This is a genomic window from Methanobacterium congolense (genome assembly GCF_900095295.1).
In the GTDB taxonomy this organism is placed as follows: domain Archaea; phylum Methanobacteriota; class Methanobacteria; order Methanobacteriales; family Methanobacteriaceae; genus Methanobacterium_C; species Methanobacterium_C congolense.
The window spans coordinates 2,439,300-2,451,457 of sequence record NZ_LT607756.1; the positions used below are offsets into that span (position 1 = coordinate 2,439,300).

Genomic DNA, 12,158 nt, shown 5'->3' on the forward strand with positions numbered 1-12,158 from the left:
TAATCTTCGCAATGATTTTTTATTATCCTTTACTCTTATTAAACTTCCTTCATTGGATTACCTCGTAGGGATCCCCCAGTGAAAAATCATTGAAAACCATATAAAAAACATTATATCCTTTTTCAAACGTTTTATTTTTATTATAATCTATTAAAAAGATTTTAAAACAATTATATGATTTGCATCCCCTTAATAACATTTCTAAGCATATAAAATGAATCTTATACAGAAAATTATCCTTTAAAAATAAAAATAATTTTAATAAATAGAAATAGGAATTACTTAAAAATAACGAATTACTTAGGAATTGACATGAAATTACATGAACAGGAACTTGTTCATATGTTACTGTACCTCAAAATTGAAATTACGAGGGCTATTCCAAGTACAGCACTTATTATAAATCCTATTATGCCTAAAAATGGGAATCCAAGTATTAAGATGCCTTTGTTTGTCTGCATTATAAGTGAAGATCCTATTATGAGGGCTGCGATTATCAGTGAGAGGGAAATTCGGTTGCTGCTCCGGTCGATATTCGCAGATAGAGCGTCTAGATTTTTGTGCTCCATTTCAATGTTGATTTTCCCTTCTTCAAGCTTCATCATGGTTTTGCTGATGCTCCTTGGGAGTATCTTCATGAGGTGTTCGAATTCAAAGAAGTTTCCCCCTATAAAATCCAAGATTCTTAAAGGGCTTAATTTGCGCATTACAAGTTTTTTAGCCAGGGGTTTGGATATTTCAACGCCGTTGAATTCAGGATCGAGTTTCTGCCCCATGTCCTCAACCATGGTGATGACCCTGCCAAGGAGCACGAAGTCCCTGGGTAGTTTTATCTGGTACTTCTCCATTATCTTGGATGTTCCAAGGTCTTTGATGATTTTACCCAGTTCTTTAAGGTCCGCGTCATAGTAACGGTCCATGAGGTCCATTATGTCATATTTAAGGGATTTCAAATCTGCATTCTCACTCACAATGCCCATGTATATAAGTTGGCTGATTATGCCCTTAATGTCGTAGTTTATTATGAAAATAAATAGTTCAGCAAGTTCTTCACGGAACTCATCATCTATGTGACCCATCATACCGAAATCAAGGAAACATACCACGTTATTTTTGAGGACGTAGATGTTCCCAGGGTGGGGGTCGGCGTGGAAGAAGCCGTGTATCAGAACCTGTTTGAAGTAGGACTCAGCACCCCTGCGTGCTATTGTTTTCCCATTGAATTTTTCTCCAAGTTCTGGATTTTCCATTATGTCCCGTACCTTGACTCCCTCTATGAACTCCATGGTGAGCACGTGGGATGTACAGTACTCATCATAAATCTCAGGGACGTAAATACTTTTATCACCCTTAAAAATAGTTTTGAACCGCTTAGCATTCCTTGCTTCCTGTCCGTAGTTTATCTCCTTGAGTATGGATCGTTCGAATTCATCAACGATTCCTGGAAGGTTGTAGTACTGCCATTTAGGTATTCTTTTATCTATGAGGTTGGCTAGGTAACGCATTATGGTTATGTCCTGCTTCACCAGGGTTTCAAGATCAGGGCGCTGAACCTTCACAGCAACGGCTGAACCATCCTTAAGCAAGGCCCTGTGAACCTGTCCAACCGATGCAGCTGCAAGGGGTTTCTCATCGAAACTTGAAAAAACCTCGCCAATTGGAGCTCCAAGCTCCTCCTCGATCCGGGATTTAACAATTTCGTACTCAAATGGGGGTGTGTTGTCCTGGAGTTTTGTGAATTCCTGAGAAACCTCATCCCCAACCAGATCCGGGCGTGTGCTTATAACCTGGCCCAGTTTGATGAAGGTGGTTCCAAGATCCTCCAGAACAAGGCGCAGTCTCTCTGAAACTGAACTGTCCAGCTCCTCATCAACTGAACCTGCAAAATAAAATCTTTCAGAGAATGGTAGTCTGTTTCGCAGTCCTATTTTCTCAATTACACTTCCAAATTCGTATTCAGCCAGAACCACAAGGATTTCCCGTAATCTTTTGATGTTAGGCCGACTGTCCTCAGGAATTATATTCATGATACACCTATTGGGATTTAGTAATATAGATAATTTTTCATGTAAGATTGGAATGGATCGAAATCACTCCAGCTGACACAGCAGATTCATGTAGAAATTTTTAAACCCCTCTTAGATTAATTCATATAAACTTTTACGCTCTTGTCCTTTTTTTAGTGCAAAGGTTTAAGTAGTGGTTGGTGTTATATTTTTAGGTATGAAGAGTGATTTGGTGTTGGAATTGTTTATTCCAGATGAGGAGAAAGCTTTAAATTTTTTTAGATGTATAAGATGGTCTAACGGTGTTTATTGTCCGGAATGTGGGTCTTATGATGTTTATAAAAGGGGTTATGTTTATAACAAGAGAGTAAGGCGTTATTCGTGTAATAAATGTGGTAAAAACTTTACAGATTTCTCTGATACGATATTTGCCAATAAACACTTGCCTTTAGGTGAAATGTTTTACATAATATTGAATCAAGATAAAAAAAGTGTTAATCGTTTATCAGAAGAGTTAGGCCATAAATGGGAGAGTATTGATAGATTATCTAAGGAATTTAAGGAATATCTGGAGAAAAACACAAAAGATCCTGTTTTATCTGGAAAAATTGAAATTGATGAAATGTACCAATCTTCAGGAGATAAAGGTTTAAAAAAAACAATCCAAGATGCAGAGGCCTCAAACAAAGAGGAAGAGGCACGTGGAAAAAAGACAAACCACCAATAGTCACCATAACAGAAAGAGGGACAAGAAACACCATTTTAAGCGTTGAAAAGAACCTCTCCAAAAAATTAATACAAGAAAAACTCAAAACACACTGCAAAAATCCAGTAACCGTTTTCACCGATGACTATACAATCTACACAGGTTTAAAACAACACCCACAAGTTAAAGAACATAAAATAATCAACCACTCACTAAAAGAGTATGCAAACGGCGAAATACACGTTAATAACTGTGAAAACAGACATTCACTCTTGAGACAATATCTAAGAATATTTAGAGGTATTTCAAAGAAATACCTCAACAAATACGTCAAATTCTTCCAATTCACATTCCTAAACGGAACAAACTGGATAGACAAAGCAATACAGATAACATGCAATGCACCTAAAAAAGTATAAGAGCGAACTTTTAATCCCCATTAAAATCTTTTATATCTTTTTTTAAACCCTTTGAATCCGTTTAAAAATTTAAATATTCTGGTGAGTAGACATGGATGGAAGCATTGATAAGGCACCTCGTTCAATAAAGAATAGTTTATAAATAATATGCTGATGAATTTTATTCTGAGAGTAGTTAATAGGTGGTCAAATGCGAATACTTTTGATTCATTCTGATTATTTGAAGTACAAAACAAAGTCAAAAACCAGGATAGCAGAAAAAATAGAAGATGAGAAGAAAAAAGGTGAATTTGAAGATTCACTTGTGGTTTTCACAGCAGTAGAAAAGGAAGATGAAAAAGACCCTGAAGCAGTGGTTGAGAATGCGGTAGTGGAAGTTGAGGATATAATGAACAAGGTTAAGGCAGAAAATGTGGTGTTATACCCATACGCCCACCTAAGTTCCTCCTTAAGTTCACCAGATGCTGCAAAAACCATACTCAAAGGTATGGAATCATCCCTGAAGGACAAGGGCCTCCAGGTTCAGAGGGTTCCCTTCGGATGGTACAAGGCCTTCGAAGTTTCATGTAAGGGACACCCACTTTCCGAGCTTTCAAGAACCATCACAGCTGAAAAGGCTGAAAAAAAGGTTGAAGAGGAGGAAGAGGGAGAAAAATCACAGTTCTACATATTCCAAAACGGTGAACTCATTGATCCAGATGAGTTCCAGTACGATAACAGGGACTTTGAAAAGCTCGTTGGATACGAACTTGGAAAACTGGAATCTACAGGGGAGGAACCACCACATGTCAGACTCATGAGGGAAAAATCCCTTGCAGACTACGAGCCATCAGCAGATGTGGGACATCTTCGCTGGTATCCTAAGGGCAGGCTTGTTAGGGATCTCCTTGCAGACTACGTTTACAACCTGGTAACTGAAAGGGGAGCAATGCCTGTTGAAACACCAATCATGTACGACCTTGCAGACGATGCAATAAGGGTACACGCAGAGAAATTCGGGGAACGCCAGTATAGAATGGGAACCAAGAACAAGGAGCTCATGCTCAGGTACGCATGCTGCTTTGGAGCCTTCAGAATACTTGCAGATTCATTCCTGACATGGAAGAACCTTCCGGTTGGAATGTACGAGCTTTCAACCTACAGTTTCAGGCTGGAGAAGAAGGGAGAGGTTGTTGGACTTAAAAGGCTCAGGGGATTCACCATGCCTGACCTTCACACAGTCTGCAGGGACGTGAATCATTCCATGGAGGAATTTGAGGGTCAGATCGACATGTGCAAACAGACTGGCTTTGACCTTGGAGTGAACTACGAGGTCATAATGAGGGCAACACGGGACTTCTTCGAGGAGAACAAGGAATGGGTATACAAGGCATCTGAAAAAATAGGCAAACCCGTGCTCATGGAGATACTGCCTGAGAGAAAACACTACTGGATAGCCAAGATGGACTTCGCAGCCATGGACTACCTTGGAAGGCCAATAGAAAATCCAACCATTCAGATAGATGTGGAAAGTGGTGAGAGGTTCGGAATAACCTACATAGACGAGGAAGAAAATGAAGTGAACCCAATAATCCTCCACTGCAGTCCAACAGGAAGTGTTGAAAGGGTTATATGCAGTTTACTCGAGAAAACAGCCATTGAAATGGATGAAAAACCACCAATGCTCCCAGTATGGCTCACACCAACCCAGGTACGTGTCATACCAATAGCTGAACGCCACACAGAATTCGCACTCAAAATTGCAGAGGAAATCAAGGCCAACAACATAAGGGTCGATGTTGACGACCGCCATGAAACAGTGGGTAAGAAGATAAGGAACGCTGGAAAAGAATGGGCAGCCTACGTTATTGTTATCGGTGACAAAGAGCTTGAAAGCGACAAGATCACTGTGAACGTCCGTGAAACCAATGAGAAAGTTGAAACAACAGTTGATGAACTGGTTCAGAGGATCCACGCCGAGACAGAGGGAATGCCGTTCAGAAAACTTCCACTGCCAATGAAACTGGCTAATAGGGTTAATTTTTAAATATTAATCCTTTTAACCACATTTCTTATTTTTAAAGGAAATTTAAACACTATTTTTTAATGCTATATATTACAGAGTCCTTCTATAAAACATCGAGTTAATGCAATTTTTTCATTTTAATTAAAGCTCAGATTAATAATTTGATATGGCATATGGGTGTTGATGGTTATGTGTACGTACCATGTACCTACAATATAGCAGAAACATGTAATCCATGATGTCTTGTTGAAGTTTTTGCACATTTTTTGGAATTTTCACAGATTGCCGTTCAGTGAAGCATAAACTAAATGAACCTGCAGTGCATATCAATTAAACAGAATTCTTGAGGTATGTGGAGAAGGTTTTATGGGGAAAAGTAAGGATTACGAAGCGATCATAAAGGGACTTGAGCTTAAACTGAAAGAAAAGGAATTTGAGATACAGGAGCTGAGGGTGAAGCTTCAAGATAAATATGAAATGCTTCAGGACAGGATAGAGGAGAAAAAAATCCTTGAAAAACGCCTTGAACAATTTGAACTCAACGATGCAACCTTAAAAATGGGTAAACTCGATGAGGTCACACTGGAGAACCATAAGCTGGAACACAGGGTTCAGGTCACCAAGAAACAACTCGATGAAGCAAGGGGCGATCTGAAATTTCAGGAAAGGGTTATAGAAGACCTTGAGAACCGCGGATTTTTGGATTTTCTTTTAAAAAGAGTTCCCAAGAGTTTTAGAGAGTACAAGAAGCCCTGATCAATCACATTTTCAAACTTAGTTTCTATGATGGATTTTTGATGAGTGTATTTGTGATGGAAGTATATAATTGAAGTAGAATCTTCTTGCATAATTTTTATTTTATTTTTTTAGTTTTTCAACATATTTTAAGCAATTATTTTTGATTTAAATCCTGTTCCATTCTTTGATTTTCAACAAATTATTTATATTATAACTTATAACTTATAATTTAGAACTTATAACTCATGGAAAAATACAAAAAAGAACTTATGAAATCATTTGGAGGACAACCATATGGCTGAAATAATTGCTATACTGAATCAGAAAGGTGGATGCGGTAAAACAACAACTGCTGTGAATTTATCTGCAGCACTTGCACAGTTTGGAAGGAAAGTTTTGGTAATAGACATGGACCCGCAGGGTAATGCAACCATGGGTCTGGGAGTGGACAAGAGAACCACTGAAAGAACAATATACGATGTTCTAACAGGAGATATTTCAATGGGAGGTGCAATAATTGGCACAGAAATGTCTGGACTGGACGTTGTTCCCAGCAACATATCTCTAAGTGGTGCCGAGATTGAACTCAGCAAGGAAGTTGGTTACCACACCATACTGGACATGGCACTGGACGGTGTTGCATCCAGCTACGACTACATCTTCATAGACGTGCCCCCATCCCTTGGAATACTAGCCCTCAACAGTCTTGTGGCTGCAGACAGCGTTATAATACCCATACAGGCAGAGTACTACGCCCTTGAGGGAATGGCAGATCTCATGAACACAATTCACCTCGTTGAAACCAGACTCAGAAGTCCAGCACCAATAAAAGGCATTCTAATAACACTCTACGATTCAAGAACCCGCCTTGGAAGAGAGGTTTACAGCAACGTCAAGGAGTACTTTGGACAGACTGAAAACATCTTCAAAACAACCATACCCCGCAACGTAAAACTTGCAGAGGCCCCAAGCTTTGGAGAGTCATGCATCACCTACGATGAAGAAAGCAGTGGAGCCAAGGCATACCTGAAACTTGCAGAGGAGATAATCCAGCTGGAGGGCACGGAGGATAATAAATGAGCCAGAAAAAGAAAAGGGAAAGTGCCCTTGGAAGGGGTCTGGATGCTCTAATAAGAACACAACCCGTTGAAGAACCCGGAGAGAAAGAGCAGGATGTAGAAAGTGAAATTCCTGCAGAGGAAGAAAAACCCACGCAGAGGAAAACCCCTCCAGCCAAAAAAACCAGGAAACCCTCAAAAACTTCCGGAAGATCCACTGCAAAAACTGCCAGGAAAAGTCCTGAAAAGGCCCAGAAACCTAAAATCCCCAGGCCAAAAAAGAAACCCGAAACTGCAGCTGAAGATTTCAATGTTGACTCCCAGCTCCTTGAGGAGGTCATGGCTGAAGTTGCTAAAAATCCAAGGATATCTCTGTGGTCTGCAAAGTCTGCAGCGGTTTTAAGGTATCTACGTAAAACAAAACCTGCATTCAGTATTAGTAAGGAAGCTTCAGCCCTCATAGAGGATGCTGTTAAGGAGAAATATCCCGATCTCTGGGAGATATTCGAGGGAGAGGGACTCTAATGTTATAACTTACAAGTTATAACTTATTTCTTATTAGTTGATCACTTATAACTTATACATTATAAGTTAGAACTTGTAACTCACTTTAAAGCCTTTTTATCCTAAAAAACTAATAAAATCCTTTTTTTAATTCAACTCATCTTCATGATAAATTTCAAATAAAAATTAATTGATAGAAAAAAAATCACTCATATGTTTTAAAAATCAGATTATTATTAAAAATAAATTTAAATTATTTAAAAGATTATTTTTAAAAAACTTTGGACAGTTTAAAATCCAAGTGTGGTCTGGTATGACCTCTGCAACTTTATGAAAGGTTCTGCCCGGTTAACAACCACTCCAAGTTCCTTCAACTCGTTGAGTCTGCTGAAACGCACCCCCCTTTTTCTCAATTCAACTATGCGTCTTGCAGATAATTTTCCAACACCAGGAACCCTTAAAAGTTCCCTGTAGGATGCTTCGTTAACCTCAACTGGAAATTTGTCCATGTTGGAAAGTGCAGCACAGTACTTGGGGTCTTTATCCACCTGCATGTTTCCACCATCCTCAAAAACCAGTTCTTCAAGCTTGAAACCGTAGGAGTTAACCAGATGATCGGCCTGGTAAAGTCTTGAAGTCCTCTTTGGATGGGGCTCCTCATGCTTCTCCATTGGCGTATCTTTCAGTGCATGGAATTGGCTGAAGTAGCTTCTTTTAATTCCAATCTTCTTGTAGAGCCATTCAACCCTCTTTAGTATCTCCTCATCTGTTTCAGATGTTGCGCCGACTATGAACTGGGTTGTCTGACCTGAAGGTGCAAGGTCCCTGTTGCGGTCATTCAGACGTTTGATCCACTTCATCCTCCGTATGATGTCGGTCTGGTAGTTCTTGGTGCTTGAAAGTTCTTCGAAGCTGTCTGGGGTTGCAGCCTCCATGTTTATACTGACCCTGTCTGCAAGGGTCATGGCCCTTTTTAAGAGGTCGTAAGAAGTTCCTGGAAGGATTTTAAGGTGTATGTAACCCTTGTAACCATGTTCCATCCGCAGCTTCCTTGCAACCTCAACCATGTCCTCCATGGAACTTTCAGCATCTCCTGGCATGCCTGAAGTTAAAAAAAGACCCTCAACATAGCGGTTGTTGTAATAATCCAGGAATATTGAAGTTACCTCCTCAGGTGAGAACTCGACCCTGTCGAACTTGTGCTTGTTGTGGTTTATACAGTACCTGCAGTCGTTTGAACACTTGTTGGTCATTAAAACCTTGAAAAGTGGCACTGTGCAACCGTTTCCACCTGTAGCGTTGTAGATCCCTGGTATCTTCTCGGATAGGAAGTTGTCCACGTTGAAGTTTGAGTAGTTGCACCTGTCGTATTTTGCAGCTTCCCCAAGGACTTCCAGTTTCTTTGCCATGTTCATTAATATGTGTTATATGTGACGTTGTTAATGAATTGATCCAACCATGAAATTCACGGATGTACCATGATTCTTACATTAGTATCTGGGCCAAATTTATGAACCAAAACCTACAAAGAATGAAAAAGCAAATTATTTGATAAATAATTATATAATTTAAATTCATTAAAAAGAAGAACAGATAGCTATAAAACAATAAGAGAGGGGCTAAAAAGTGATAATAGAAATTATAATTGGAATTATAATCCTGATAATTTTAGTAGGGATTGTAGTTCTCTACAACAGTCTTGTACAGCTTAGAAACCGTGTTAAGAATGCATGGTCTCAGATCGACGTTCAGCTTAAAAGAAGAACGGATCTTATACCTAACCTGGTTGAAACTGTAAAAGGTTATGCAAAACACGAAAAAACAACATTTGAAGAAGTTACAGCTGCAAGGTCAAATCTGATGAATGCAAAAACAGTTGCAGAAAATCAGGTTGCCAACAACCAGTTAACGGGTGCACTCAAAACACTCTTTGCAGTGGCTGAAAACTACCCTGAACTCAAGGCCAATGAGAACTTCAAGGATCTACAGGCACAGCTCTCACAGACCGAAGATAAAATAGCCTACTCAAGGCAGTTCTACAACGACACGGTCTTGATGTACAACAACAAATGCCAGATGTTCCCAAGCAACATCCTTGCATCTGCCTTTAATTTCAAAGAAGCTGAATTCTTCGAGGTAGCTGAAAGCGAAACTGCAACACCAAAAGTAGAATTTTAGAGGGATTATATGGATAAAATCCAAATTTCATTCATTTTAATCCTTTTGGTTTCAATTCTAACGGTAGCTGGGGCAGCATATGCTGAAGATGATGTGTCCTATTCCATGCCCAGTATCCATGAGGATCTCTTCGTTCAAAGTAACGGTGCCCTGCATGTGAAGGAGATAATTCACTACTCATTTTCTGGAACAGCCCATGGAGTTTACAGGGATCTGCACTTGGAAGAGGGCCAATCAATTTCAAACCTGAAGGTGTCTACAAGTGGTGCATATTCCACCTATACAGTAAAAGACACCGATGATGGAAAACGTATAACTGTTTACTTATATTCAGATGCCCAGAAAACCAATCCAATCAGTGGAGAAGATGTTTATGTCACTTATGAGTACGATTTTCTCCATGGGATAAAGGTCTACAACGATGTTGCCGATCTGCAGTACAAACTCTGGGGTGAAGGCTGGGAAGTCCCTGTAAATCAGTTAACAGCCACGGTTCATGTTGCATCAAGTCAGGGTGTGAAGTACTGGTTGAATCCTCCTTACTCCGCTGAAGGGTCTGAGTGGCAGGGAAATGTTTTCAACCTGACCACAACTAAGCTGGAATCTGGAAACTTCTTCGAGGTTAGGATGACCATACCCAGAAGTCAGTTTGCAGCCAGCCCACAGAACGCAGTTATAATAAATCAGAACGGACTTCAAGAGATAGAAAAGATCCAGAAAGACTACCAGAATTCCCTGAATTTTCATAACAATTTGAACTACTTCCTGGCGGCATTGCTGTTGCTGCTCATGTTCGTACCACTCCTGATATACCTGAAGTTTGGAAGGGAACCTAAGATCGATTACAAAGCTGAGTATGAGAGGGACGTTCCAACGGAAGATCCTCCAGCACTGGTAAATGCAATATGTGTCCATGGAGTTTCAAAGGGTATAGGTGAGCCTGACATGGATGGATTCCGTGCCACTATCATGGATCTCATAAACAGGAACTACCTCTCAGTTGGAAGGATGTCCAAGGACGATGGATCATTCAAGGATGATTTCATGGGCACCTACCTGAAGGTGAACCCTGAAAAAGACTCCTCAAAACTTGAAAAATTCGAGCTGGATGCTCTAGATATCCTTAAGAGTTTTGAAAGAGATGGGATAATTGTTCTTGAGGATATGGGCAGTGAACTGGAGGATCCAGACACAGCCAAGGACTTCAGATTCTCATACATGAAGTGGGAAACAGACCTTAAAAAGAGGTTTTTAAGCGATGGACAGATGGAGGAGATCTTCAACAGGAAGGGTGACAATTACTTGAAGGCCTATGCAGTTGCAGGTCTGGTACTGGCATGTGTGGTTGGAGTGTACACCTTCATAGACTCAATACCCTCGTCACAGTACCCACTCTACGCAGCCATAGTTCTGGGAATAATCTCTGCAATCTCATTGAAACTTCCAGAGGGCATAGCTGGTCAGTGGACAACCTACGGTGAGGAGTACGATACCAAGTGGAGCAACTTCAAACGCTACCTCAAGGACTTCAGCCTCATCAAGGAGTACCCTCCAGAATCAGTTGCAGTCTGGAACAAGTACCTTGTCTATGCAACGGCACTGGGTGTGGCAGATAAGGTGAGAAAGGCAATGGAGATGAACCTTCCAGGGGAGGTTCTTGAGGACAACAACATCTACCTCTTCCACTACTATGGAGGTTACATGCTTCTGGACTCAGCCCTTCACATGGGAATGACCTCTGGTCTTAACTCAGATGTTAACGGTGTTGACGGTCTGGGAGGATTTGGTGATGTTGGTGGGGGATTCGGTGGAGGTGGAGGTGGAGCTTTTTAACCTCTAAAAAACTTCAAAAGTAACATTATCCACTCACTTTTTTTAAATATCTCTTTTTTTATTATTAATTTTTAAAGAAACTTAAAACTAGATTTTTTTAGGTTTTCATTTAAAAACTACTTAAAAATCAAAAAATAAGAAAAATAATTAATTTAAACTTCCAGATTTTAACTCAGGCTTCAAACATTTCCAGTAAAACTGGGCAGCGGACATTCTGGTCTTCACATACTCATGTGAACTGTCAGAATATTTATAATATCTTCCCTGGTAGTAAAAGCCACAGATTTGCATTGTTATTTTGAGTTTGTTTTTCTGGACTTTTTTCAGGTAAAAGTTTAATTTGACCTTTATACCTAATTGGGGCTCGGATTCATATCCTATAATTTTCACATTATTCTTACTGTACTGATAAGTCTTCCAGCTGTAGTTCACCGTGCTGTTTTGATCTTTGAATGTTACAAAACCGTGGTCAACAAGTTTTACAGCTGAAACAGGTTCTGCTATTTGTAAACCAATAAAAACCCCCAATAAAACGAACAAAACCAACGGAACATTCTTATTTATTCTATTGTTCATCCCTTTACCTCCTTTTTAATTTATCACCATAACACTGTATTATTATAATATAAGTATTTTATTAACAAATTTCCAGAGAGGCCGTGATATCAGTAAGCACCAGATTTAAATAAATTCCAGAATCTACTATATAAT

The 12,158-nt window shown here is 39.7% G+C and carries 10 protein-coding genes and 1 pseudogene; 8 read left to right on the forward strand and 3 right to left on the reverse strand.

Annotation, left to right across the window (positions count from 1 at the left end; all coding sequences use genetic code 11):
* Positions 1 to 338: 338 nt before the first annotated feature.
* Positions 339 to 2,027: an ABC1 kinase family protein gene (locus tag MCBB_RS11665; protein ID WP_071907921.1), complete on the reverse strand. Its 1,689-nt coding sequence runs from the start codon at positions 2,025 to 2,027 to the stop codon at positions 339 to 341.
* 196 nt (positions 2,028 to 2,223) lie between these two features.
* On the opposite strand from MCBB_RS11665, the gene MCBB_RS11670 reads away from it, so the two are divergent.
* The 6 genes and pseudogenes from MCBB_RS11670 to MCBB_RS11695 all read left to right on the forward strand — a co-directional run bounded on the left by MCBB_RS11670 (position 2,224) and on the right by MCBB_RS11695 (position 7,457).
* Complete coding sequence (locus MCBB_RS11670; protein WP_394327153.1) at positions 2,224 to 2,733, forward strand: transposase; 510 nt, start codon at positions 2,224 to 2,226, stop codon at positions 2,731 to 2,733.
* Positions 2,727 to 3,131, forward strand: a pseudogene (locus tag MCBB_RS12420) (IS1595 family transposase); the annotation flags it as partial. The gene MCBB_RS11670 and the pseudogene MCBB_RS12420, both read left to right, overlap by 7 nt.
* A gap of 190 nt (positions 3,132 to 3,321) precedes the next feature.
* On the forward strand, positions 3,322 to 5,157 hold the full coding sequence (locus MCBB_RS11680) for a threonine--tRNA ligase (RefSeq protein ID WP_071907922.1): 1,836 nt from the start codon (positions 3,322 to 3,324) through the stop codon (positions 5,155 to 5,157).
* Between the two features lie 345 nt (positions 5,158 to 5,502).
* Entirely contained in the window at positions 5,503 to 5,892 is a 390-nt protein-coding gene (locus MCBB_RS11685; RefSeq protein ID WP_084789976.1) for a hypothetical protein, read from the forward strand.
* Between the two features lie 276 nt (positions 5,893 to 6,168).
* On the forward strand, positions 6,169 to 6,954 hold the full coding sequence (locus MCBB_RS11690; protein WP_071907923.1) for a ParA family protein: 786 nt from the start codon (positions 6,169 to 6,171) through the stop codon (positions 6,952 to 6,954).
* Entirely contained in the window at positions 6,951 to 7,457 is a 507-nt protein-coding gene (locus tag MCBB_RS11695; RefSeq protein WP_071907924.1) for a hypothetical protein, read from the forward strand. Before MCBB_RS11690 ends, MCBB_RS11695 begins: the two co-directional genes overlap by 4 nt.
* Positions 7,458 to 7,726: 269 nt before the next feature.
* On the opposite strand, the gene MCBB_RS11700 is transcribed toward MCBB_RS11695, so the two are convergent.
* Positions 7,727 to 8,845, reverse strand: a complete 1,119-nt coding sequence (locus tag MCBB_RS11700; RefSeq protein WP_331709794.1) for a radical SAM protein — start codon at positions 8,843 to 8,845, stop codon at positions 7,727 to 7,729.
* Positions 8,846 to 9,062: 217 nt separating this feature from the next.
* Between MCBB_RS11700 and MCBB_RS11705 the strand changes: the two genes are divergently transcribed.
* Positions 9,063 to 9,614: a LemA family protein gene (locus tag MCBB_RS11705; protein ID WP_071907926.1), complete on the forward strand. Its 552-nt coding sequence runs from the start codon at positions 9,063 to 9,065 to the stop codon at positions 9,612 to 9,614.
* A gap of 9 nt (positions 9,615 to 9,623) precedes the next feature.
* A complete protein-coding gene (locus tag MCBB_RS11710) occupies positions 9,624 to 11,447 on the forward strand; it encodes a DUF2207 domain-containing protein (RefSeq protein WP_071907927.1) in 1,824 nt (607 codons plus the stop codon).
* Positions 11,448 to 11,594: 147 nt separating this feature from the next.
* On the opposite strand, the gene MCBB_RS11715 is transcribed toward MCBB_RS11710, so the two are convergent.
* Complete coding sequence (locus tag MCBB_RS11715) at positions 11,595 to 12,023, reverse strand: hypothetical protein (protein ID WP_071907928.1); 429 nt, start codon at positions 12,021 to 12,023, stop codon at positions 11,595 to 11,597.
* Between the last annotated feature and the right edge of the window lie 135 nt (positions 12,024 to 12,158).

What these genes read in the sequence shown, in the direction of transcription:
- MCBB_RS11665 (WP_071907921.1), bottom strand. Translation starts at nt 2,027, where the DNA reads ATGAATATAATTCCTGAGGACAGTCGGCCTAACATCAAAAGATTACGG.
- MCBB_RS11670 (WP_394327153.1), top strand. Translation starts at nt 2,224, where the DNA reads ATGAAGAGTGATTTGGTGTTGGAATTGTTTATTCCAGATGAGGAGAAA.
- MCBB_RS11680 (WP_071907922.1), top strand. Translation starts at nt 3,322, where the DNA reads ATGCGAATACTTTTGATTCATTCTGATTATTTGAAGTACAAAACAAAG.
- MCBB_RS11685 (WP_084789976.1), top strand. Translation starts at nt 5,503, where the DNA reads ATGGGGAAAAGTAAGGATTACGAAGCGATCATAAAGGGACTTGAGCTT.
- MCBB_RS11690 (WP_071907923.1), top strand. Translation starts at nt 6,169, where the DNA reads ATGGCTGAAATAATTGCTATACTGAATCAGAAAGGTGGATGCGGTAAA.
- MCBB_RS11695 (WP_071907924.1), top strand. Translation starts at nt 6,951, where the DNA reads ATGAGCCAGAAAAAGAAAAGGGAAAGTGCCCTTGGAAGGGGTCTGGAT.
- MCBB_RS11700 (WP_331709794.1), bottom strand. Translation starts at nt 8,845, where the DNA reads ATGGCAAAGAAACTGGAAGTCCTTGGGGAAGCTGCAAAATACGACAGG.
- MCBB_RS11710 (WP_071907927.1), top strand. Translation starts at nt 9,624, where the DNA reads ATGGATAAAATCCAAATTTCATTCATTTTAATCCTTTTGGTTTCAATT.
- MCBB_RS11715 (WP_071907928.1), bottom strand. Translation starts at nt 12,023, where the DNA reads ATGAACAATAGAATAAATAAGAATGTTCCGTTGGTTTTGTTCGTTTTA.